The organism is Dyadobacter sp. CY323 (assembly GCF_021390245.1).
Classification (GTDB): Bacteria; Bacteroidota; Bacteroidia; order Cytophagales; family Spirosomataceae; genus Dyadobacter.
On record NZ_JAJUXH010000005.1, the window covers coordinates 359,470 to 385,146 of the forward strand.

General features: G+C 45.1%; 14 protein-coding genes and 1 pseudogene. 13 read left to right on the forward strand and 2 right to left on the reverse strand.

What is annotated here, in order from left to right; all coding sequences use genetic code 11:
• Nucleotides 1-10: 10 nt before the first annotated feature.
• On the reverse strand, nucleotides 11-1,333 hold the full coding sequence (eat, locus tag LZG72_RS12245) for an ethanolamine permease (RefSeq protein WP_233872220.1): 1,323 nt from the start codon (nucleotides 1,331-1,333) through the stop codon (nucleotides 11-13).
• A 915-nt stretch (nucleotides 1,334-2,248) separates the two neighbouring features.
• The gene (locus LZG72_RS12250) at nucleotides 2,249-2,443 is read right to left on the reverse strand and encodes a hypothetical protein (protein ID WP_233872223.1); all 195 of its coding nucleotides are present in this window, start codon (nucleotides 2,441-2,443) and stop codon (nucleotides 2,249-2,251) included.
• Between the two features lie 278 nt (nucleotides 2,444-2,721).
• Here LZG72_RS12250 and LZG72_RS12255 point away from each other — a divergent pair, with 278 nt between their 5' ends.
• The 13 genes and pseudogenes from LZG72_RS12255 (at nucleotide 2,722) to LZG72_RS12315 (ending at nucleotide 25,361) form a co-directional block, all read left to right on the forward strand.
• Nucleotides 2,722-3,327, forward strand: coding sequence for an RNA polymerase sigma factor (locus tag LZG72_RS12255; protein WP_233872226.1), 606 nt, complete (start codon nucleotides 2,722-2,724; stop codon nucleotides 3,325-3,327).
• A 75-nt stretch (nucleotides 3,328-3,402) separates the two neighbouring features.
• Complete coding sequence (locus LZG72_RS12260; RefSeq protein ID WP_233872229.1) at nucleotides 3,403-4,449, forward strand: FecR family protein; 1,047 nt, start codon at nucleotides 3,403-3,405, stop codon at nucleotides 4,447-4,449.
• A gap of 193 nt (nucleotides 4,450-4,642) precedes the next feature.
• Nucleotides 4,643-8,035, forward strand: coding sequence for a TonB-dependent receptor (locus LZG72_RS12265; protein ID WP_233872232.1), 3,393 nt, complete (start codon nucleotides 4,643-4,645; stop codon nucleotides 8,033-8,035).
• A 20-nt stretch (nucleotides 8,036-8,055) separates the two neighbouring features.
• On the forward strand, nucleotides 8,056-9,693 hold the full coding sequence (locus tag LZG72_RS12270; protein WP_233872234.1) for a RagB/SusD family nutrient uptake outer membrane protein: 1,638 nt from the start codon (nucleotides 8,056-8,058) through the stop codon (nucleotides 9,691-9,693).
• Nucleotides 9,694-9,754: 61 nt separating this feature from the next.
• Nucleotides 9,755-11,332, forward strand: coding sequence for a CehA/McbA family metallohydrolase (locus tag LZG72_RS12275; protein ID WP_233872237.1), 1,578 nt, complete (start codon nucleotides 9,755-9,757; stop codon nucleotides 11,330-11,332).
• A gap of 53 nt (nucleotides 11,333-11,385) precedes the next feature.
• Nucleotides 11,386-14,415: a PVC-type heme-binding CxxCH protein gene (locus LZG72_RS12280; RefSeq protein WP_233872241.1), complete on the forward strand. Its 3,030-nt coding sequence runs from the start codon at nucleotides 11,386-11,388 to the stop codon at nucleotides 14,413-14,415.
• 45 nt (nucleotides 14,416-14,460) lie between these two features.
• Nucleotides 14,461-15,792, forward strand: coding sequence for a neutral/alkaline non-lysosomal ceramidase N-terminal domain-containing protein (locus LZG72_RS12285; RefSeq protein ID WP_233872244.1), 1,332 nt, complete (start codon nucleotides 14,461-14,463; stop codon nucleotides 15,790-15,792).
• Between the two features lie 37 nt (nucleotides 15,793-15,829).
• Entirely contained in the window at nucleotides 15,830-17,080 is a 1,251-nt protein-coding gene (locus LZG72_RS12290; RefSeq protein ID WP_233872247.1) for a polysaccharide deacetylase family protein, read from the forward strand.
• Nucleotides 17,081-17,690: 610 nt separating this feature from the next.
• On the forward strand, nucleotides 17,691-20,693 hold the full coding sequence (locus LZG72_RS12295) for a type I restriction endonuclease subunit R (RefSeq protein ID WP_233872250.1): 3,003 nt from the start codon (nucleotides 17,691-17,693) through the stop codon (nucleotides 20,691-20,693).
• A gap of 51 nt (nucleotides 20,694-20,744) precedes the next feature.
• Complete coding sequence (locus LZG72_RS12300; protein ID WP_233872253.1) at nucleotides 20,745-22,070, forward strand: restriction endonuclease subunit S; 1,326 nt, start codon at nucleotides 20,745-20,747, stop codon at nucleotides 22,068-22,070.
• A gap of 9 nt (nucleotides 22,071-22,079) precedes the next feature.
• Nucleotides 22,080-23,093, forward strand: a complete 1,014-nt coding sequence (locus LZG72_RS12305; RefSeq protein ID WP_233872256.1) for a virulence RhuM family protein — start codon at nucleotides 22,080-22,082, stop codon at nucleotides 23,091-23,093.
• Nucleotides 23,094-23,161: 68 nt separating this feature from the next.
• Nucleotides 23,162-24,723, forward strand: a pseudogene (locus LZG72_RS12310) (type I restriction-modification system subunit M).
• Between the two features lie 350 nt (nucleotides 24,724-25,073).
• On the forward strand, nucleotides 25,074-25,361 hold the full coding sequence (locus LZG72_RS12315) for a hypothetical protein (protein WP_233872259.1): 288 nt from the start codon (nucleotides 25,074-25,076) through the stop codon (nucleotides 25,359-25,361).
• Nucleotides 25,362-25,677: the final 316 nt, after the last annotated feature.

Consider the following 25,677-nt stretch of genomic DNA (forward strand, 5'->3'; position numbering starts at 1 on the left):
ATTCTGTGTTTTATTCTGCCGCCACAGCAGCCGTAATGATCTTGCGGTGCATACCTGTGGCGTAGAAAACCCCGGAAATGATAGCTAGACCGCAAAAAAATATCAGCCCCAGCCAGGGATAGAAATACATCATTGCCATCAGCGCCACCAGGGCCAGAAGCAAGGCAATGGCTGGGAAATAAGGATAAAAAGGAGCTTTGAAAGGCCTTTCCATTTCAGGGTGGCTGCTTCTCAGTTTGAACAGAGAAAGCATGCTGATTACGTAAACCACGACGGCTCCGATGGTCGAGATGATGACCAGTTTCATAGTATCCAGCAGCAGCAACGCAACGATGCCCAATATAGCCCCGGCTATCAATGCCAGATAAGGAACCTGTTGTTTTCTGCTCACTTTTGAAAGTCCACTGGGCAGATACCCCGCTCGGGCGAGCGCATACATTTGTCTGGAATATGTGATGATGATGCCGTGAAATGAAGCGATCAGACCGAAAAGGCCCACGCTTGCAAACAGCTTTGTCAAGGCGTTTTCACGACCTAAAACCAGTGCAATGGATTCGGGCAATGGATAGTCCAGGTTGTCCAGATTTTCCCAGTGCGCAATTCCACCTACGCTGATCATCACCGCGAGTGCCAGGACGGTCAGCGTTAACAGCGCAGAAATATATCCTTTGGCAATTGCCTTTTTTTCGTCCTTCACTTCTTCTGCCACCATCGCCACGCCTTCCAGACAAACATAAAGCCAGATGGCAAATGGCATGGCTGCAAAAACGCCTCCCCACCCGAAAGGCATCGGATTGTGCATGAAGGTTTCAAGCTTGAAGTGGGGAGCGACAACACCGATAAACAAGATAAGCTCACCAATGGCCAGCAGTGTCATGATCAATGAAAACCAGGCAGCTTCTTTTATTCCAAGTAAATTAATCAGGGTAAAAAGTATGAAAGAAATGATAGAAGCCAGCAGCACGGCAACAGAAGGGTACAGGAAGTGCACGTAACTTCCCAGCGCCAGGGCAATAGCAGGTGTGGCGAACAAAAATTCGATTAATGTGGCATAACCTGCTACCAGCGCGCCTGGCGGGCCAAAAGCTTTTAGGGCATACGCGAACGGCCCGCCCGCATTGGGAATGGCAGTGGTGAGCTCTGTAAAGCTGAAAATGAATGTAAAATACAGCAGTGTAATGACCAGCGTAGCAATCAAAAGACCGATTGTTCCTGAAACGCCCCAGCCGTAGTTCCAGCCAAAATATTCTCCCGAGATGACGAGTCCAACGCCTATCGCCCACAAATGAATGGGCTTTAATGCTTTTTTAAGCGTAACCTGCTCGTTTTCCATCGACGATTAATTTTAAAGAACTTATAACAGGGTAAATTAACAACGGATCTGATGACCCTGAATGCTCCTCGAAAACCCGTTTTTGAAAGGGTTCGTCAAAGGCAAATCTGCAATTCGTATTTTGTATAGTTTTTTGGACATAGACGCCACATCGGTATATATCCAAGTGCAGAAATTGGATGCTTTTAATCCATTTTTTATGACTTTTTTTCAAAGTTTCTCGAAAACGCAGATCAGCACCTGAGAGAAGTTTGAAAGATGCATGATTACGCGCAGAGATTTCAGTACTGTATAAATGAACTTACAGGCGAACTGGTAGTTACGGCAAACGTGACCTTCCCCCCGCAAAGTAAGTCTCCGGAAACGGGAAGACGAAAATAAGGGTGGAAAAATTGCTTTTTGAGTGCTACCTCGTCGTGTAGGTATGAATACAAAACACATCACTTAAACACTGAAGACACCAAGTGTCGATGGATCTACGGCTCTATTCCTCAGGTTGTATTTATAGGTCCGAATAAGGTCACTATCCCAGCTGAATATGAAGAAACACCTTTAAAATCGCATCATATGCCTCCGTAATAGGGCCATTGCTTGCTTCATTGATCGACTCGGCGCACATCAGCATAGCGCAGCACCGTCCCGTTGTTATTCCCGTCGCCTTCTGCAAATGGCGTGTCCTGGTATTTTAATGTATAGGATTAGGCGCAAACTTACAGATGGCGGCATCGCTGACTTGGTGGCGAGTGACGCTGCTTCCGGGCGTCTCCCGTTTCGTAGTTGGCCAACATGTCGGATGTCGGATTATTTCTCCCACCCGCAAAACCAATCTTTATCACATTTGTGCCCGAGTTAGGCCGCGCAAAATTGTTGTGAAAACTGCTACCCGTACCAGTTCCGCCTTCCTTAAACTGCACTTCAAAAATGGATTCCTGGTATTGGCATTGGAAACCGGCAATAACGCAGTATAGTCGTCCAGCAATGGGTAAGTACCGGGACTATCACTTCATTGAGCTTGTCTTTCGCTTTGTTGAAATCACCGCTGGTGAGATATACCTTGCCCAAAAGTGCTTTCGCAGCATCTTGTGGCCCTGCCAATGTCGCCGCCGGCATGGCGCCTTTTTAAGGGATTAGTTGTGGAAGTTTGCAAAGAAATCAAACAGATTGTCACTAATTTTATACATCTATCAAAAGTTCTACCAATTAAACTTAATATTAAATTAATTGGTAGTTTTACTGAAATACATCGGCAATTAGGCAACTTTGTCCATTAATGATTACGGCTGTGATGAACGCATGTGAACACGAGCGGCATGATAGCTTTTTCAAATGTTTCTATTTTAGAAAAACCTCGTCTTTTAAAAGCTGGCGTAAATTAAGCTTAGATGCACGTGACTAATCAGGATAAAGATATTTGGGAGTCTTTTCGTAACGGGGATAAAGCAGCTTTTGAACAGCTGCTTTTGCAATACTATCGACCCATGTTCGACTACGGTATTCGCATTCAGAGTGATACGGATCAGTTGCGTGACGATCTTCACGATCTTATGGTCAACTTGTGGGAGCGAAGAGAGCACCTGCGAGCAACGGAGCATCTAAAATTTTATCTTTTTAAGGCATTACGCCACCAGATCCTTAAGGGCAAACGGAAAAAGGGTATTTTCGTTGATAGCGGCAGCCTTAATGAGGATGCTGTTGATGAGAACGATGACATGCTTTTCGGCTTCGAAAAAGAAGAAGCGGATGAGAGACAATCTCATCAGATACGGCGCATGCTTCTTAAACTCTCGAAACGCCAGCAGGAAGTCCTACATCTTAAGTTTTTTGAAGAATTCTCCAATGAACAGATAGCCGAAAGTCTAGGCATTTCCAGAGCCGCAACAGCTAATCTGCTTTACACCTCACTTCAAGCTTTCAAAGTACTGTGGAAAGTGGAATGTTATCCATTACTTCTACTCTTATCTTCCTGGAAATCAGTATCTTGTATCATTTTGTAAAAAAAAACTGTTTTTTTTACATTATTCCAGGGGCTCATTTCCACTATATAGGAAAAGCGACAGAGTCCGCCCGTTATGGAAAAGTATATAAACTATAAACTTGGGGAATTTTTACTGGACGACCAGTTCAGGGAATGGGTTCTCTCCGGCTCGGTACCGGAGGGGACAATATGGGGAGACTTGTTACTACAATACCCTGAAAAAAAGCAATATATAGACGAAGCTATCATTCTGGTCAGAGAATGGAAACGTACCGAATCCTCTTTGAACGATGAGCAGATGTTTCGGGATATACAAAGCATCCTTACCGATATTGACCGGCGTAAAACGGTTCTCCGTCCTATGTGGTACGGCTGGGTAAGGTATGCTGCGGCCGTATTTATTGCATTGGGTGTAGCCTGGTATTTCTATTCAAATCGTGAAACGCATAGGCTCGATCTAGCTACATCGGGCAATTCAACAAATATGATTGAAATAACTAATTCAGGACAAGTGGATAAGGTATTGCATTTGCCCGACAGCAGCGTTATCCGCCTTTCGCCTGGTAGCCGGATTACCTATTCGTCCGGGTTTGTGCATGAGCGTATGCGAGATGTAAACTTGACTGGAGCTGCTTTTTTTGAGGTGAGAAGAAATACTTTGAGGCCTTTCTCCGTCTATGCAGGTGGCTTAACGACCCGGGTACTGGGCACAAGCTTTTTCGTAAAATCCAGTGAAACGGATATTTCAGTCACAGTAAATACAGGTAAGGTTGCGGTGTCGCGATCCGGAGAGGAAGCTGCTCCTTTGATTTTAATGCCTAACCAAAAAGCGATCTATTATATATCTGAACCAAGGCTTATGAAAACGTTATCAGAGGTGCCGGTAATGGTTGAACCAGGTGAACTCAAAACGGGTGGTGCATTTGACGGAGCGAAAGCGGGGGATGTATTTCGTATACTGGAGAAGGCATACGGTATATCTATTTATTTCGATGAGCAAAAGATGGAAGATTGCTATGTGACACTTCCGTTCAGAGAGGAGCCTTTCTACCAAAAGCTGGATATTATCTGTCGTACTATAAATGCCACGTATAGGAGGACAGACGACGGGATAAGGGTTGAAAGCGAGGGATGTCAATAAAGAGAATGTGTATAAATCCTAAACCCAATTCATAAACAATAGACGTAACTGCCTATGACAAAAGCCTTAATCTAACCACCTCCAAACGAAAAATCCAGTGACGGGTCGAGCGCCACCGGACTAATTTCAAACCCATTCTCCTGAAATAGGAGAGCAGGAAATCTATGTTCCTTTCCAGAAACAAAAACAAATTATGAAAAAAAGAATTACCAGATACAAATACATTCATATTATTATGAAAGTAAGTTTACAGGTGTTACTTCTCTTATTTGCGATGGGCATTTCCTATGCTCATCCTGGCTCAGCGCAGGAGCTGCTTAGCAAAAGAGTCACATTCACGGCCAGGAACGAAACACTGAAAGGTGTACTCAATCGCTTGGAACAGAAAACCAAAGTACGGTTTACCTATACTGCGGCGATTGTTCGTGACAAACAAGTCAATGTTCAAGCCGCAGATCTGCCCTTGGAGCAAGTGTTAAAACAGATCCTCGAACCGCTGCGTATACATTACAGCGTTTCCGATGATTTTGTAATTCTTGGCCGTACTAAACAGGTAACTGGTTTGTCTGATCAGTCGCTCACGGAATATAAAGGAATGGAGACGGTCGAACAAAAAGTGAGCGGAGTAGTTACGGACGAAACGGGCGCGCCTCTCCCGGGCGTGAGCATTTTGATTAAGGGCACCCAAATGGGTACAATTACGGATGGTGCGGGACATTATCAGCTTGGAGTTGACGGTGAATCATCTGTGCTTGTTTTTAGCTTTGTTGGATACAGTAGCCAGGAAATACTTGTTGGATCTAAAACGGCTGTTGATATCACACTCAAATTCGATGCAAAGGCACTTGAAGCATTGGTAGTGGTGGGTTACGGTACTCAGAAAAAGACCTCATTGACAGCTGCCGTATCAGCGATGAAAGGGGAAGAAATATCTAAACTTCCGGTTACGAACCTGAGTAACGGATTAGGTGGCAGGCTGTCGGGTGTAATCGTTGGACAAGGATCCGGTGAACCAGGTCGTGATGGGTCAAATATCTATATAAGAGGAATTTCATCTACCGGGAGTAACCAGCCCTTGCTGATCGTGGATGGAATTCCCAGAGATTTTCAGAAACTTGATCCCAATACGATTGAATCTTTAACGGTACTCAAAGATGCTGCGGCAGTAGCGCCTTACGGTGTGGCCGGGGCAAACGGTGTAATACTTATTACCACGAAAAGGGGGAAGTCCGGGGCGCCTTCTTTGACTTATAATGGATATATAGGGTTCCAAAATCCCACAGCCCGTCAGAAGCACGTAACACCTCATGAGTTTGCTTTATTAAAGAATCTGGCTGCACAGAATGACGGACTTCCGATACCATACGATCAGAATGCCCTGCAAAAATTTCAGGATGGTTCAGCGCCGGATGTCTTTCCCGTAGATGATGTATGGAATGAGCTGGCAAGAAAAAACGCGGTGTTGACCAATCACAACATTGAAGTGACCGGCGGGAGCGACAGAGCCCGTTACTACGCCAGTTTTGGTTATCAGCATCAGGCTGGTCTCTGGCCGACCACTGGTGAAAATAAGTACAATTTAGCTCTCAACATTGATGCTGACGTAACCAAGAGTACCAAGCTGTTTTTTAGTTTCAACGGCCGAATGCAGAAAAACTGGTATCCTCCTATTGGTACAGCCCGAATTTTCGAATTGATAGGATATTCTCATCCGGCAAGGGGCGGCCCGTTGGTTTTCAGTAACGGCATGTATGGCAAATTCATCATGGGCAGCATATACAACGATGGATATGCGCGCGAAAACACCACAGCTATGTTTTCACAGTTATCTGTTGAACAAAATGTGTCTCTCATAAAAGGCCTTTCATTAAAAGGTACGGTTGCTTTTGACCCAACACATTCCCATAATAAATCGTGGCTTATGCCTGTCCAATTGGCTACGATCGATACCACCAAAACGCCTCACGTTATCAAGGATGGCGTATTTGGGCAGACGAAATCATCTCTGACCGAAGAGTATATCAGCCGGTACCAGCTAACATTTCAGGGAAGTCTGCATTATGCCAGGTCCTTTGGAAAAAATAATGTAACCGTACTAGGCGTACTGGAAAGCAAAGAGAACAGTATGAATAACCTGGGTGCTGTCAGACGGAATTACGATCTGGATATTGATGAGCTCAATATGGGAAGTTCTAATCAGGCCGATCTTTCCAATAGTGGAGCGTCTAACATGGGGCGTCAGCTGGGACTTGTGTACCGCCTGGCCTATAATTATGGAGACCGTTACCTTTTTGAGGCGAGTGGCAGATATGATGGAAGCTATTATTTCGCTTCTGATAAAAGGTTTGGCTTTTTTCCAGCATTTTCGGTAGGATGGAGGGTTTCCGAGGAATCATTCATGAAGAGCGTGCGCTGGATTGACAACCTCAAAATAAGGGGATCATACGGAGAAGTAGGGGCATTAGCAGGTAGTGATTATCAATATCTTACGCTCTATGGCGTCTCCAGCCCCGCTTATGTCATTGGAGGAAGTGCAGTTCAGGGTTTATCTGAAAGCGCAGAAGCGAACCGAAATATTACGTGGGAACGGGCCAGGAAAACAGATATTGGCCTGGAAGCAACCTTGTGGAATGGTTTGTTAAATATAGAGGCGGATTACTTTTTCGAAAAACGGGCAAATATGCTTGTACGTCCTGATGTAATCGTTCCTGACGAATACGGAATCGGGTTAAGCCAGGTCAACGACGGGATTATGAGCAATCGGGGTTTTGAGTTTGCCCTCTCATCCAGACATAAATTTGCGAATGATTTAAGTGTTTCACTGGGTGCAAATTTTACTTTTGCCAAAAATAAATTACTGCAGGTATTTGAAACAGCGGTGACTTATGATAATCCAAACCGGAGAAGAACAGGGCGTCCGTTAAATACACAGTATGGTTTAAAATCGTTGGGGTTCTTCAAAGCGGAGAATTTTGATGAATCAGGAAATCTGATTCAAGGTATTGCCGTACAACCCTGGGGCCGTGTTCAGCCGGGTGATATCCGATACGCTGATCTTAACAACGATGGCAAGATAAACAACGATGACGAAACAGTGATCGGAAAAACGGCCGTCCCCGTTGTTCTTTTTGGGATATCTCCTTCTGTCAGTTACAAAAACTTTAATGTTGACTTATTGCTCCAGGGGACTGGTAACCGGGATTTTTATATGGAAGGAGAAGGAGCATGGCTGTTTTTTAATGGAATGGGTGCTTTCACCGACAACCTCGATTACTGGACTCCTGAAAATATAAACGCTGCAAACCCGCGCGTGACTTCGGCTCCCACAACCAATAACACGCAACGGTCTTCTTTCTGGATGAAAGACATGGCCTATCTCAGATTAAAAAATGCTACGATCTCGTACAATGTTCCCTCTCCGGTCACAACTAAAATAGGGGTTCAGAGTATACGTGTTTATGTATCAGGCCAGAATGTCCTGACAAAAAGTAAGATCAAAAGTTTTGACCCTGAGGTGAGTAATAACTTGGGTCGTAACTATCCCCAGCAAAGGGTAATGTCTGTTGGTTTAAATCTCACTTTCTAGAATCAAAAAATCAAATGATAATGACAAAGTCAGAAAAATATAGAAGCTGGCCGGCAAGGCTTGCTTACTTGATGATCATGTTGGCGTTTTCAGCATGCAGCGATTACCTCGAATTAACTCCAACTAACCGGGTTACCGACAATATTGTTTGGAATTCGACCAGCAATGCCGACAAATTCTTGAATAACATCTATGCGGGCTTACCTCGCGAATACAATAATGCGGACCCGGTAGATAATTTTTCGGATGATGCTTTTGCCGGGCCGCCTAATCAGTACAGCAGAACAACGTTTGCACTCGCCAATTACACGTCCAATGATGCTCCGAATTATTGGTCAAGCAGTTATTCAAATATCAGAAAATGCAATCTGTTCATAGATAATATGAAGGAGTCCAAACTATCAACAGATTGGAAAACCCTCAGAACGGCAGAAGTTCGCTTTCTGAGAGCTTACTACTATCATATTTTGTGGATGAACTACGGGGGAGTTCCGATCATTACAGACGTATTGAATCAAAGCGAGCAGGGTGATGCGATATACAGAGCACGCAATACGCACGCTGAAACCTTCAATTTTATTATAGAGGAGCTGGAGTCGATCGTTCAGGACTTGCCGTTAAAATCGGAAGCAGGAAGAGCAACCAGAGGAGCTGCTTTAACGCTGAAAGGATGGTGTGAGTTATTTGAAGCAAGCGCTTTGAACAATCCGGGCAATGATCAGTCCAAATGGAAGTCAGCCGCAGAAACGAATAAGCAGGTGATTGAATCGGGTGTTTACAGCCTGTTCCCGAATTTCCAGAGTATGTTTTATGAGGAAAATAATAACAATGTGGAGGAAATATTTAGCAGACAATATCTTGGAGGGACGGCACTTGGTGGAAGCAGAGAGGGCCTTACCGGACCATTTAATGTAGGTGGAGAGTCGAAATCTTTTGGAGGAGTCCGGCCTACCCATAATATTGTGCAAGAGTTTTTTATGGCAAATGGCTTACCTATAACCGATCCCGCATCAGGTTACGATCCCAATGCACCTTATTTGAACCGGGAAAAAAGGTTTTACTACACCGTAAGCTTCGATGGAGCAGAATGGCTTGGAACCAAGATGGTCTACCGGGTTGGGTCGGGCAGTCTGATCGAATTTAATCGCGGTTCCCCGACTGGGTACGATCTTGTAAAAGGGATGAACCCAAAATATGCAGTACACAATGATCAAAAGTTGAATAGCGCATCTCAGAAGTACTTCAGATATGCAGAAGTTCTGTTGAATTTTGCCGAGGCTCAAAATGAAGTCAGCGGGCCGATAGCTTCTGTTTATGATGCTTTGAACCAAATCAGGAAAAGAGTTGATCTTCCTCCTTTGAAGGCAGGACTGTCGCAAGACGCGATGCGCAAAGCCATACATCAGGAGAGAAGAGTCGAGCTGGCATTTGAGCAAAAGCGTTATCTGGATTTACTACGCTGGAAGACGGCCGAAGTGGTGTTGAATCAAAACTTGCTGGGGATGAAAATTGAGAACGGCGGAAAGGGTACCATAGCAACCGTAGTACCTGTAGCGGGAGGTCAGAGACTTTTTTATCCTGAAAAGAATTATCTGCTGCCCATTCCGCAATCATCTATTGATAAGAATTCTCAGTTGAAGCAGAATCCAAATTATTAATTACTCAACAAGACTCACTTGTGTACTTTTTTTGCACAAGTGAGTCTGTGTCTTTCTACCAATGAAAAGAAGAAAATTTTTAGGGAATTTATCTCTGATTTCTGGCAGTACAACTTTACTTGGAACAGCATACGCAAAACCAGAAGCATCCCAGAATCAGGCGAGTCCATCTCCATCTAAGGTATTAACAGAGATCCGTGTTGCTACACCGAGTGTCGTGAGAGTGAATGAGCCTTTTTGGCTCGGGGTAAGATTACTGACAGACCCTTTCTTTGCCGGATGGGGGCCTAGCTGGCAAAGAAGCAGAGCTACGGTGAACGGGCCATTTAATCAATCTTCCAGAGGGATCCGGTATATGGAAAATGTGTTGCCATTGTGGGAGGGAGAGGTCAGTATAGCAGGAGATGAGGGATTTGAAGGCATCAGTACGTATTCATTTAAAGAAGGGAGCGGGCCTTATGAATCTGATCGTCGCCCGGTCCGGCGTTTGGAAGGGTTACGGTTTTCTAAACCCGGTGTAAAGTACATACGCATTACGGATCCCGTCACAGGAATTACCGGCATTAGTAATGCGATATATGTAGAGGAAGAGAAACCGCAAATGCGCTTGTTTTGGGGGAACACCCATTGTCACAGCATCTTTGGGGATGGTATTAGGATACCGGAGGAGATATATGCTTTTGCCCGGGATGAATCCTTTCTGGATATTTTCTCATTAACCGATCACACAGAGGCCATTACAAATGCGCAGTGGACTTATTTCAAGGAAGTCACCAATGATTTCAATCGGGCAGGCAGGTTTGTTACGTTTATCGGAGGAGAATGGACCAGTCCGAAATTTGGGCACAGGAACTTCCTGTATCCCGGGAACGATGGGCCCATTCTGCGTTGCACGGACCCTGAACAAGATAACCTGGCTAAACTTTTTGCGGTTGCAAGAAGCAAAGGTGCATTGATTATTGCGAACCATACGGCCAGTGCGGGGCATACTACCAATTGGGATAATGGACATGACCCGGAAGTGGAACGCTTGATTGAAGTATATTCAATAGGCGGCATTAATGAAATGAGGTTTGGAATGGGTAATTTATCCAAAAGCAGGGCGAAACAAAAGGAGGTAGTGGGGAGTCACGTCATTGACGGTTTGAAAAGGGGGTTCCGTTTAGGGATGATCGGGACGGGAGATGATCACGATGGCAGGCCGGGCGATGCGCTTCACAGTCTTCAGGAGAAGCCAGAAGATTATAAAACGCTCCTGGGGCCTGGGCTGATGGGGGTATGGGCGGAAGACCTGTCCAGAGAATCTGTTTTTAAAGCTCTATGGAATCGCCGGGTTTTTGGTACCACCAACAACAGAACATATCTAAAGTTCATGATCAATGAAAACCCGATGGGTTCCGAAATGCGCAGCTCAAAAGAGCTGTCAATTTTCGTTGAAGTAGCAGGAAATTTAAAGATTCAGCAGATTGACCTGATCAAGGAAGGCGTATCTGTTCAAACCAGTAAACCTGGAAAAAACGACACGCTATGGAAAACGGTGGAAAAGGCGCCGGGCGCACCAACGTGGTATTACGTGAGAGTTTCGATGGACAATGAACATATTGCCTGGTCTAGCCCCATTTGGATTAGTCCTGAGTGACGCTGAGTTCAGTGCCGTGCTTTATTTGCAGATAATCAACGCTTATATAATTAATGAATTCATTTACTACTTCTAAATTCCTTACCGGATGTCTCCTCTGCTGCCTGCTGGTAGCCATGAGCAGTAACCTGAAAACCAACCCTTCCCACGAAGTACCGCCGGACCAGGCGCTGGCCACATTCCAGCTGGCGGATGGTTTTCAGATCGAAATGATCGCCAGTGAACCGCTGATCGCCGATCCGGTTTCTATGGAAATTGACGAATACGGCCGGATGTACGTGGTGGAAATGCATGGCTATCCCCTCGATAAAAGCGGCTCCGGCAAGATCAAGCTGCTGAACGACACGGATGGTGACGGTAAAATGGATGACAGCAAGGTCTTTGCGGAAGGCCTCATGCTTCCAACGGGCGTGATGAGGTGGAAAAAGGGTATCATCGTAACCGACGCACCAAATGTATTGTATCTCGAAGACACCGATGGAGACGGAAAAGCGGACATTAAAGACACCCTCGTCACCGGCTTTGCTTTATCAAACCCACAGCATAATCTCAACAATCCCATTCTCGGGCTTGACAATTGGATCTACCTCGGTCACGAACCGGCCGTTTCTACGCAAACTTTCAAAAGCGAATTCGGTGACCGGGGTGGCGATGTGTTTTATCCTGGTAAAAAAGACAGCCCACGCCTTCCCGACAATGCACGTGGACGCAGCGTGAGGATGCGGCCGGACAGGACCGGCCTGGAAATACTGTCGGCCAATACACAATTCGGACATTCGTTTGATACCTGGGGCCATTATATGCTTGTTAGCAATGCCAATCACCTGATCCATCAGGTTATATCGGCAGCGTATCTCAACCGGAATCCAAGCCTGCTCGTTTCCAATGCAACCCAATCCATATCGGATCACGGATCAGCCGCAGAAGTTTTCCCAATTACACAAAATCCTCAAAATCAATTGCTGACGGACGTGGGCGTATTTACCTCCGCCTGCGGGACAACCGTGTACCAGGGAGGGCTTTTTCCACCGGCTTTCGATAGCATTGCTTTTGTAGCCGAGCCGGTTAGTAACATTGTTCATGCGGACGTGCTGCGCGATAAAGGCGCCACTTTTACCGGCAGCCGGGTTTATCAGAATAAAGAATTTCTCGCCTCGACGGATGCCTGGTTCAGGCCAGTCAATATGTATACCGGGCCGGATGGTGCGCTGTACGTGGTGGATTATTACAGGCAGATCATCGAGCACCCGGAATGGATGGCAGAGGATGTTGTGAAGTCCGGTGCATTGTATAATGGCATCGACAAAGGCCGAATTTATCGGATCACACCAAAAGGGACGAAACCGTATTCACTGTCAAAAGAACTGAAACCGGCAGAACTGGATAATGCACAATTGCTGAAAAGGCTTGCCGATCCAAACATCTGGTGGCGCCGAAATGCGCAGCGTTTACTCATCGACCGTAAAGCATCCGGTGAAGCAGCAGCATTGGAACAAATGGTGGTATCGGAAAAAAATCCCGTTGGAAGGCTGCACGCGCTCTGGACATTGGAAGGACTTGGACTGCTAAAATCCTCTTTGATAATCAATGCTTTGAAAGACCGGACTGCGGGAGTGCGGGAAAACGCTGTGAAATTATCCGAAGCATTTACCGGTGATGCCGGAATACGGGACGCACTTTATGCTTTGCAGAATGACAGAAACGCCAAAGTCCGCTTTCAGCTGCTTTGTACATTGGGTTCTATTGATACGCCGGAGTCGAGCCAAGCCAGGGAGAAGTTACTGTTCCGTGACATGGAAGATCCGTGGATGCAGATTGCCGCGCTTTCGGCGGCTCCTTCGGCGAAAAGCAATTTGTTGAATGCAGTAATTAACCGTTTTGAGAAAAACAAACCAGCCTATACCTCCCTCGTGGAACGGCTAAGTAATATGACCGGCGCCGGAGGCACATCGGAAGAGATTCGGTCGGCAGTCAAAAAATCATTGCAGCTCGGAAGCGGCACGCATTCCGGCTGGCAGGCTGCGGTATTACAGGGACTTTCTCAGGGATTAAAAAATAATAAGGAAGCAGCAGCGGCACTCAAAGCTGATCAGAACCTTTTGGTCAGTGCGGCGTTGAACAATAGTTCTACCGCAGTTCGTCAGGGCAGCATTCAGTTGCTGCGCATTACCGGCTTGCCTGCGACAACTGCCATTAAAACAGCTGTTGAGAAGTCGGCGAAAACGGCAATGGATAAAAAATCTACCCCTGAAACCAGGATCGCCGCCATTCATTTCCTGGCATTGGATAATCCAAAAACACATACTGAGCTCCTAAAAAGTCTCATTTCGCCCACCGAGCCCACTGCTGTGCAACTTGCCGCACTCCATACCCTCGCCTCCATTCCGGATGTGACGGTGAGTGAGTTTACTGTCTCACAATGGCCGTCGTTCACCCCGGATGTCCGGAATGCTGCTATCAATACTTTTATGGGTAATGAGGCGCGGGTTACACTGTTGCTGGATGCCGTGGAGAAAAAGATCATCGACCCTTCCAGCATCGGCTGGCCACGCAGCGTGGGACTGATGGCGCAGGGAAATGCAGCCCTGAAAAGCCGCTCCCGCGCATTGCTTACCAAAAAAGGCGATGGCCGGCAGGAGATTATCAAAAAATATACACCCGCCTTATCGATGACCGGAAGTGCCGACAAAGGGAAACAGGTTTTTACCAACAACTGCTCGGCCTGTCACCAGATCGGCGGCAAAGATGGAACACCTTATGGCCCCGACCTGGGCACGATCCGGAACCGGCGTCCGGAGTCGATCATGGGCGATATTCTCAACCCAAATCAATCCATCGCAGACGGCTATGATATCTGGTCGGTGGAAATGATATCAGGAGAGACTATCCAGGGGCTGATCGCGACAGAAACACCGTCCGCATTGACAATCCGAAATTATGGCGGACAAGAGACGGTCATCGCCAGGCAGAACATCAAGTCGCTCAAAGCACTCGGAATGTCGGTCATGCCGGCAGGACTCGAAAGTCAGATCACTCCCGAGGATATGGCCGACCTGCTGGTTTTTCTCAAACAAGGTAAGTAACGCGGCTTTTTATACAAATTGAATATTCCTAACCCAACAATCATAATGAATTACAGACGCGAATGTTTTTCAAAATCGGTGCATAACAGCATTCTCTTGCTTTTCCTGCTTGGAAATATGTTCGGCTCCGATGCATATGCGGGGGTTTTTCGGGCGGCAGTCGTGAAAGTCGACATCACGCCCGATACTCCGCAGATGCTCCTGGGTTACCAGGCGCGGCAGTCTACCGGTGTGCATGACAAGATCTATCACCGCATTATTGCGATGGATGATGGCACCACGCAGTTCTTTATCGTTTCTTCCGATATCTGTCTTGTATCACCGTCCGAATACGATAAAGTTTCCGCCCGCCTTTTGAAAGAGCACAAAGTGAGCCCTATTAATCTTTGGTGGACTTTTACCCACACCCATTCCGCGCCTGAAGTGGGCCCTCCCGGGTTACCCGTGATCTTTCTCGGCGATAGATACAAGCACGAATACGACAAGACTTATACGGCTATGGTGGAGCAAAAGCTGATCGATGGCATTGCCGAAGCCCGCAAGAACCTGGCCCCGGCCAAACTGGGGATTGGCTGGGGTTTTGCCCAGGCGAACATCAACCGCCGCGCGCGCTTCTCGGATGGGAATACGACATTAGGCATGAACCCGGATGGCCCCGTTGACCGCCGGATCGGTTTGCTCCGTCTGGAAAAAGCAGACGGCAGCCCGATGGCACTGATCGCTAACTACGCCATGCATGGTACCGTCATGAGCGGCGCCAACCTGGAAATCAGCGGCGATGCGCAGGGTGTGGTATCAGAATATGTGGAAAGCAAAACAGGTGTTCCATTGTTGTATATCAATGGCGCGGCTGGAAATATCGCGCCTATTTACAGTGTATATCCAAGTCCTGGCGCGGGACATCTTGCTCAGTTTCAGGTGCTCCTGGGCGACAAGATCCTCGATGCAAATAAAGCATTGACTGCCACCACTTCCGACATCAAGCTAAAATCCGCCGCCATTACCGTGGAAACGCCCAGAAAAGCCGGTCTGAGCTGGCCCGATGAACTGGCCGCCTATAACCGCACCAATAAAGCCGGCGTGAACCTGGTCAAGCTCCCGGTGCGTTTTCTGAAAATCAATGAGGAACTGGCCATATGGAGCGCGCCGCTTGAATTGTTCTGCGAGATTTCCAATGAGATCCGTGACCGGTCCCCGTTTCCGCACACGTTTTATTTTGGATATACCAATGGCTGGCTCGGCTACCTGCTCACCGTGGAAGAACTGAAATACGGTGGGTACGAGCCGACCGTTTCTCCGTACTCACCCTCTGCGGCAAAGGACCTTACCGACTCGGTAATTAATTATTTACAGGGTGAAATGAAAAACCCGCGTTAAAACCAGACCCATTAATCTTTAACAAATCACTATTAAAATGACCTCGACCCCTTTTAAACTTTTCTCCTCAGGGCTTCTTCTGACAGGATTAGTCTTCTCTAGCATAGAAACCGCTTCGGCACAAAAAAACACGTTTGCCTGGCCGGAGGGCAAGAAAATCGCCATCAGTCTTACCTTCGATGATGCGCGGGCAAGCCAGGCCACTACCGGGATCCCTGTCCTGAATGAGTACAATGTAAAGGGAACGTTTTATCTGGTACCATCGGCTGTAAAAATGCAGCTGGAAGGCTGGAAAAAGGCTGTTGCGGCAGGCCAGGAAATAGCCAACCACTCGGTAAACCATCCCTGTACGGGAAACTTTCCCTGGTCGCGTGGCAAGGCGCTGGAAGATTATACCCAGGAAAGCATGCACGCGGAGCTGACAGAGGCCAATGCGCAGATTTTTAATTTGTTGAGGGTAAAATGCGAGGGGTTTGCATATCCCTGCGGCAACACCTTCGTCGGCCGGGGCGTGAATACTAAAAGCTATGTGCCTGTGGTTGCAGATATCTTCGCGACGGGACGTACCTGGCGCAATGAAGGCCCCAATGCTCCTGAATTCTGTGATATGGCGCAACTGACAGGCATGGAAATGGATGGAAGGGATTTTGAAGAGATCATGCCCATGATCGAGCAGGCCAGGGCCAACGGCCAGTGGCTCATCCTGGCAGGACATGAAATGGGAGAAAACGGCCCGCAAACCACGCGCATTTCCATGCTTAGAAAGCTCATCCAATACGCGCAGGATCCGAAAAACGGGATATGGCTCGCGCCAGTTGGTGCCGTCGCCAAACACGTACTGACTACCAGAAGTGGCAAAACACCAGCGCCGGAACATGGCTCGCTGGTCCGTCCGGATGAAAAAGGGAACATTTCGCTGCATGCCGAGGCCGGAGTAGGGACGGGCCCTAAGATCAAGTTTATGCCCGAATGGAAAGCTTTTGGATGGTTTACCGGCGAAGACAAAGTGAGCTGGGACCTGGAAGTCGCACAAAAGGGAAACTATGAAGTGCTGCTGGATTGGTCTGTCTCCGACGAAAGTGCGGGAAAGCCGTTCATACTCGAGTTAGGCAACAAGAAAATCACTGGGACCGTCGCCAAAAGCGGCTCCTGGGAGACTTTCAAGGAAAAGAAAATTGGCGAAGTTAGCCTGGCACCCGGCAAATACAAAGTGGTATTCCGCGCTGCCACCCCGTTTAAAAACGATGCGTTACTGGATTTAAGAGAGGTGAAGCTGGTCGCGAAATAGGGAAATCCTATTACAAACAATTAATGTAGGAGTTACAAGCATAATAAGGGTTCGTGTCATTATTTGCGGTGCAACCCATAAAGTATCTCGAAATGGCAGTAGACACACTGGCTGATAAATTCGGTCGTTAGGAACTTCGGGTGGATAACTCTAAGCCTCTCCAATGATGATTTTCGGGGTAAGAAAGAGGTCACTATAATTCCTTGCAATCCGCGGGTTTCTATACTAGATTTGTGGATGGTTGCAGCCTATACAATCTCGGTGAGCAATTCGGTGAGCAGACTTTTTGTGTTCTTGTAAAATTCTGATTTTAAGTTAGATATGGGCTGATTTCGAATCCCTCTCTCTCTGCGAATAATAAAAACCTCGTTTAAGCGATTTAAACGAGGTTTTTGATTTTTTTGCGCTGCAATAACACACTAGGAAATTTTCAATAGAAATACATTTTATTGTGGAAGTGTCTGAAATAGAATTTCCATTAGTATTACTCTGGGGCGGGGTCAGCTTTGTAGCAAACCCGTAACAGGTCGATAAATTCAGTTTTTGTTAGCGCAACAAATCACTAACTGATAAAAAAGCTAAATTTAGCTGAACCTAGACCTAAACCCGAATGAGTAAGGAAACCCATATCGAAGTCGATTTGATCAGGCAACTTACTGATCTTAAATACATTCAACGGTCTGACATAATCGACCGCAAGACACTTGAACAAAACTTCAAAAGCAAGTTTGAGACACTCAATCGTGTCAGGCTGACCGAGAATGAATTCCTACGCCTGCGAGAAGAAATCATTACTACGGATGTTTTCAAAGCTTCAAAACTTTTAAGAGAAAGACAATACTTTCAGCGTGAGGATGGTACGCCCTTGCATTACACGCTGGTGAATAATAAGGACTGGTGCAAGAACGACTTTGAGGTTATCAGTCAGCTGCGCATCAATACTGAAAACAGCCATCAGCGGTTTGATGTAATTCTGTTGATCAATGGCCTGCCTCTTGTTCAAATTGAATTGAAAGGCCTGGATATTTCGCCACGAAAAGCCATGCAGCAAATCGTGGACTATAAAAGCGACCCGGGCAATGGTTACGGCAATTCCCTGCTTTGCTTCATGCAATTGTTCATTGTCAGCAACAGGACTAATACTTACTATTTTGCCAATAACAGAAATCAGCATTTTGCTTTCAATGCAGATGAACAGTTTTTGCCCATTTACCAACTTGCCGACGTAGACAATAGGAAAATCACTCACCTTGAATCATTCACAGAAAAATTCCTAAGCAAGTGTACGCTGGGCGAAATGATCAGCAAATACATGGTTTTGGTAGAAAGCGAACAGAAATTGCTCGTGATGCGGCCATACCAAATTTACGCGGTCAAGGCCATCATGGATTGCATTCATCAGAATCGGGGCAATGGGTATATCTGGCATACGACAGGAAGTGGAAAAACCTTGACGTCATTCAAAGCGTCCACTTTGCTCAAAGACAACCCCGATATTGAAAAATGCCTTTTTGTGGTGGATCGGAAGGACCTCGACCGGCAAACCCGTGAGGAGTTCAACAAATTTCAGGAAGGCAGCGTGGAGGAGAATACCAATACCGAAACATTGGTAAGGCGGTTATTGTCCAGCGATTATGCCGACAAGGTTATTGTTACCACTATTCAAAAATTGGGATTGGCGCTGGATGATTCCAGTAAGCAAAACTACAAAGACCGTTTGCTGCCTCTGAGCCAAAAGCGTGTAATATTCATTTTTGATGAATGTCACCGTTCTCAGTTTGGCGAAAATCACAAATCGATTAAGGAGTTTTTTCCGAATGCGCAATTATTTGGTTTTACCGGCACACCTATTTTTGAAACCAATGCGACATACATTACAAGAGAAGGTGAGGAAGCAAAATATAAAGAAACCAAAGACATTTTTGAGAAACAGTTACATGCCTACACGATAACCCACGCCATCGAAGATCGAAACGTTCTGAAATTTCATGTGGACTACTTTAAAGGGAAGGGAACTCAAACCCTTCGACTCGGGGAACAAGTCGCGCCCCAGGCGGTTGTCGAGGCCATTTTGGCGAAGCATAATGACGCAACCAATTCAAGACGCTTCAATGCGGTGTTGGCAACGGGTTCGATCAGCAATGCGATTGAATATTATCAATTGTTTAAAGAAACCCAAACTGCTCGTCTGGCAAAGGATCCTGAATTTCAGCCGTTGAATATAACCTGTGTGTTCTCTCCGCCCGCTCAATTGATCGCAAAAGACGGTGATAAGCAAAGCCAAAAGAACGCTGCGGATGTAAAGCAGTTGCAGGACGATTTGCTTCAAGAAAAGCAGGATAACCAAACCAACCCGGAAGAAAAGAAAAGAGCGCTCACAGAGATTATTGCTGACTACAACAAGCAGTATAGCACGAATCACACCATCAACGAATTTGATTTGTACTACCAGGATGTGCAAAGGCGCATCAAAGATCAGAAGTATAGCAACCAGGACTACCCGCACAAAAACAAAATTGACATTACGATTGTAGTGGATATGTTGCTCACAGGATTTGACTCCAAATACCTGAATACTTTGTATGTAGATAAAAACCTGAAATACCACGGTTTGATACAGGCATTTTCGCGAACCAACCGCGTACTGAATGACACCAAGCCTTATGGCAATATTCTGGATTTCCGCTCTCAGCAGGATGCAGTAAATCAAGCCATCACGCTTTTCTCTGGTGAAGACAGTGGAAGAGCCAGGGAAATATGGATGGTAGATCCCGCACCTGTCGTAATCGACAAATACCAGAAAGCGGTAAATACACTTGGCGCATTTATGCAGGAGCACGATTTATCGGTAGAGCCTGAGGATGTGTACAATCTGAGAGGTGACGCGGCACGGACTACTTTTGTAAAAAACTTTAAGGAAATCCAGCGTCTCAAAACCCAGCTAGACCAGTACACCGACCTGGACGCAGCGCAGAAATCTATTATCGAAGCGATTCTTCCCAAGGAGACACTGCAAGAGTTCAGAAGCTCGTATATCGAAACTGCCAAGCAACTGCGCGAAATACAACAAAAACAAGGCGACGAAACTCCCGTTGAAATTCAAGAGCTGGATTTTGAGTTTGTGCTCTTTGCTTCGGCAATTATCGACTACGACTACATTATAAACCTCATTGCCGATAACACGCAGAAGAAACCGGCAAAACAGAAAATGACCAAAGTGCAGGTGATCAGTTTGCTTAGCGCCAATTCCAACTTGATGGATGAGCAGGAGAACTTGACGGAATTCATTAACATATTAGATTGGAATGGAGGGCGTACTGTTGAAGAGTTGCGAAAAATGTTTGAAACCTTCAAGGTTGACAAAAGCGACAGAGAGTTAGCCGCCATTGCCCACAGACATGGATTACAAACGGCAGAGCTAAAAAGTTTCGTAGATGGAATCATGAGCCGGATGATTTTTGACGGCGAGAAACTTACGGATTTTCTGGAACCAATAGGTTTGAGTTGGAAAGAACGCAGGAATAAAGAGTTGGCATTAATGGAAGATTTGGTGCCGCAATTAAAGAAAATATCAGAAGGACGGGATATAAGTGGATTGGCGGCTTATGAATAAAAATTCCTCATCTATGCCTGAATTATCGAATTAAATGCTGTCAAAAAAGGGATGAACAATTACAAAATTGTCTTAGTACCCGACCTGCGATTCCCAGAGTTCAAAGATTGTCTTGGTTGGGAAAATGATACAGTAGGGAATACTTATGATTTCAAAGTAACAAATTCGTTTTCAAGGGAAAACTTAAACTATGAAAAAGGTTTGGTGAAAAATATTCACTATGGAGATATTCATACAAAATTCAATACTTTATTAGATATATCAAAAGAAAAAGAACTTCCATATATCAACTTAAATACCTCCATTGATAAAATTAAGGCTGAAAATTACTGCGTAGAAGGTGATGTTATCTTTGCAGATGCATCAGAAGATATCAATGATATCGGCAAGAGTATAGAAATTGTTAATCTCAATGAGCAAAAGGTTCTTTCCGGCTTGCATACTTTGCTAGCTAGAAAAAAGAATGGGAAATTTATTTCAGGATTCGGAGGCTATTTGTTTAAGTCTAATCACGTTAGAGAGCAAATTCAAAGAGAAGCCCAAGGGGCGAAAGTCTTAGGAATATCAGCTAGTAGGATTTCAAATGTAAATATTTATTACCCTAAATGCCCCGAAGAACAACAAAAAATCGTCTCCTGTCTTTCCTCCTTGGATGAAGTAATCGAAGCTCAAGCTCAAAAATTGGAAGCTCTCAAAGAATATAAAAAGGGCTTGATGCAAAACCTGTTTCCACAAGAAGGGGAATCGGTGCCGAGAATGCGATTTCCTGAGTTTTTGAAGGATGGTGGCTGGGAGGAACTATTATTAGGTGATGCTGCTAAATTCTCGTCTGGTGGAACTCCTTCCAAAGACATAGCTGAATATTGGAACGGAGATATACCCTGGATCAGCGCTTCTTCAATGCACGATTTAGTAGCAGAGAAATCTGAATTGTACCTCACTGATATAGCAATTAGAGATGGAGCGAGTATATCCCGAAAAGGGAATATACTTATTTTGGTAAGAGGTAGTATGTTATTTAAACGGATTCCCATTTGTATTACGGGAAGAGATGTGTCGTACAATCAGGATGTAAAATCATTAGAGTTAAAAAAAGAAATAGACAATGTGTTTTTTCTTTATCTGCTGATTTCGAATGAATCAAAGCTATTGGAATCTGTAACTTCAACAGGAATTGGTGCCGGAAAATTGGAAACTGATGGTTTGAAGAAATTAGCTCTGCGAGTACCATCGAATAAAGATGAACAACTGGCAGTCGCTTCTTGCCTAACAAATTTAGAAGTCTCTATCACTTCACAAACAGAAAAGATTGAACAATTAATCTTACATAAAAAAGGCTTAATGCAAAGTTTATTTCCGAAAATAATTAAGAATTAAGAGCTGATAATGACCAATTCATCAAACGAACAAAACTTCATACTTTACACGACACCTGCGGGTGAGGTGAAGCTGCATGTATTATTGCAAAATGAAACCATCTGGCTTACGCAAAGGTCAATGGGAGTCTTGTTCGATACCACACCACAGAACATTACCATACACTTAAAGAACATTTTCGAAAGTGGTGAATTAGAGGAAGATGCAACTTGTAAGGATTTTTTACAAGTTCAGTTGGAGGGTGGACGAGATGTTTCACGAACGCAAAAAATGTATAACCTGGATGCCATTATCTCAGTAGGTTATAGGGTAAATTCTGCCAAAGCTACCCAGTTCAGAATTTGGGCAACTAACACGCTACGCGAGTACATTATCAAGGGTTTTGTACTGGATGATAAACGTTTAAAGCAGGGGGAAACATTCTTCGGAAAGGATTACTTCAAGGACTTGTTAGAACGGGTACGATCCATTCGTGCCAGTGAGCGAAGAATTTACCAGCAAATCACGGATATTTTTGCCGAATGCAGCATTGACTACGACCCAAAGTCGGATATAACCCGGAACTTTTATGCATTGGTCCAGAATAAATTTCATTATGCAATAACCGGCAATACAGCTGCTGAAATTGTTTACAAGAAAGCCGATTCGTCCAAAGAAAATATGGGCTTGACGACCTGGAAGAATGCTCCCGAAGGCAGAATCTTAAAGTCAGATACGGCGGTGGCTAAGAATTATCTGCCGGAAAAAGAAATAAAGCAATTGGAACGGACCGTAACGGGATACTTTGACTATATAGAAAACCTGATAGAACGGGAGAACACATTCACCATGGATAGCTTGGCTACAAGCGTAGACAAGTTTCTGAATTTCAATGAATTTAAGATTTTGGAAGATGCGGGAAAAGTGTCGCACAACATGGCGGTCTCCAAAGCGAATACTGAATATGACCAATTCAATAAGACACAGAAAATAGTTTCTGATTTTGATAAAGAGATTAAAAAGTTAGGTAGTAAGAATAAATAATGACTCAAAAACAACAGCAGCAACTGGGGAAAACCCTTTGGAATATAGCGGATCAATTACGTGGAGCAATGAATGCGGATGATTTCCGGGATTATATGCTTTCGTTTCTTTTTTTAAGGTATTTGTCTTTCAATTATGAAGAGTCAGCCAAGAAGGAGCTCGGTGCGGACTATCCAAAACTAAATGAAAAAGACAGAAGAATACCCTTGGCGGTTTGGTATAATGAGAACGATACAGATGTAAAGGAATTTGAGGAGCAAATGCGCAAAAAAGTGCATTATGTCATCAGGCCCGATCACCTGTGGAGTAATATCACTGAACTGGCGCGTGTCCAAGACGATTTGTTACTTGAAACACTCGAAGAAGGATTTAGATATATCGAAAACAAATCTTTTGCTGATAGTTTTCAAGGCCTATTTTCCGAAATAAACCTGAGCTCGGATAAGTTAGGTAAGACCCCAAAGGAAAGGAATAAAAAGCTCTGCGCCATTATTCAAAAAATCGCAGACGGAATTGCGGATTTCTCGACAGATTCGGATACGCTGGGAGATGCTTATGAATATCTTATAGGTCAGTTTGCGGCGGGCTCAGGTAAAAAGGCAGGAGAGTTTTACACACCTCAACAAATTTCAACTATTTTATCAGAAATCGTAACCTTAGATAGCCAAGATCCGACGTCGGGGAAAAAGAAAAAGCTAGATAAAGTCCTGGATTTCGCCTGCGGTTCGGGCTCTTTATTGCTGAATGTACGGAAGCGAATAAAGGATAATGGTGGCAGCGTTGGTAAGATATACGGACAAGAGAATAACATTACCACCTACAACCTTGCCCGGATGAATATGCTGCTGCACGGGATGAAAGATACGGAGTTTGAGATTTTTCACGGGGACACATTATACAATCACTGGGATTTACTCAATGAAATGAATCCCGCCAAAAAGATTGAATTTGATGCCATTGTTGCCAATCCGCCGTTTAGCCTGCGGTGGGAGCCAAATGATACGTTGGGAGATGATTTTCGTTTTAAGGGTTACGGCTTGGCTCCTAAGTCGGCTGCTGACTTTGCATTTTTGTTACACGGCTTTCATTTCCTTGGAAAAGAGGGCACGATGGCGATTATCTTGCCGCACGGTGTTTTGTTTCGCGGAGGTGCAGAGGAAAGGATCCGAACGAAGCTTTTGAAGGACAATCACATTGATACCGTCATCGGTCTACCTTCCAATTTGTTCTATTCTACGGGTATACCTGTTTGTATCCTGGTTCTGAAAAATGCAAGAAGCAAGATGACGTGTTGTTCATCAATGCAAGTCAGCAGTTCGAAAAGGGTAAGCGCCAAAATACGCTGAGAGAAGGAGAAGATGGAGAGCTCAATGACATCAGGAGGATTATAGACACCTATCAATACCGACCTCAGCATATTGAACGATACGCCCGCAGGGTTTCAATGGAAGAAATCGAGCGAAATGGCTACAATTTGAATGTTTCGAGATATGTGAGTACCTCGGACGATGAAATTCAAATAGACTTGGCAGAAGTCAACAAAAAGCTGGTTGTGATCAATGAAAGCATCAGAACGCATACGGATGCTCACAATGCTTTTTTGAAGGAGTTGGGACTGGAACCAATCTGAATATGAAGCAATATACTTAGCTACCGGGAGTGGCTGAGTTGCTTTAATTATTTTACAAGAATCTTCGCGCTCGCAGTAAGCTTTCCATTTTGGGATAGTTGCTGGGGGCGCGTTCGTGTTGTGCTGGTTAGATTTACCGATGGTTCATTGACGCATTTTGGTTCAATTCTTTCTCCTATATTTGCCACGCAAACGTTTTTGATTAATAAGTATGGAACAATTAATAGTAACCAGGAGAAAATGGTCTTGGAGAGGCATACGGGTGAAAGTCCCGAAGCCTGGTCGATGTGTTCCATCGCTGACGTTTGCAGTGACCTCTCCTTTATTCATTCACCAAAATCCATTTCACCATGCAAACGTCGAATGGCGACGGTGTTGGCTCGAACAAAAATTCAGTCAACCCAACGAATGATGCACGTCACGCATCAAATGTCGGCGATCCGCTGACGGAGTCCCAAGCCGAGTTTTGGTATCTTGTAGAATGTCAGGGCTGCAACGAGCTGGCGCATTCGCTCAAAATGATCCACGATCTGGCGCTTTATCATTCGGATATTCCGTTTGATGCGGAAGAAAAGTCGGCGCTTTATGATTTGAAGGTGCTTTGGGAAGGCTTCGAGCAGATGGGGGCGAAAGCTTAGGAATTGGAGGACTGTTGGCGACAGTCCTTTTTTGTTTTTTAGATATATTGAGCCCAGAAGTGAATTATTAGACAAGCTTGCATGCAAATTTTTACAACCAACCAAACCACCCTCTCTCCACTCCACGAAGTTCCTTTCAAACTCGAAAAGGATTCCTTTGGGCTAGTTGAGGGCCACTGTTAGAAGGGCTTATACCTCAGTTCCTTTTAAAAAATTTTACAAATGAAATGGGCCAGCTTATCGCCTGAAGGTGCTTGTCAATTCAGCGAGACAGGTAGTAACTCCTATTTTGTTGTAGGTGAGGGAGTACTTGCGC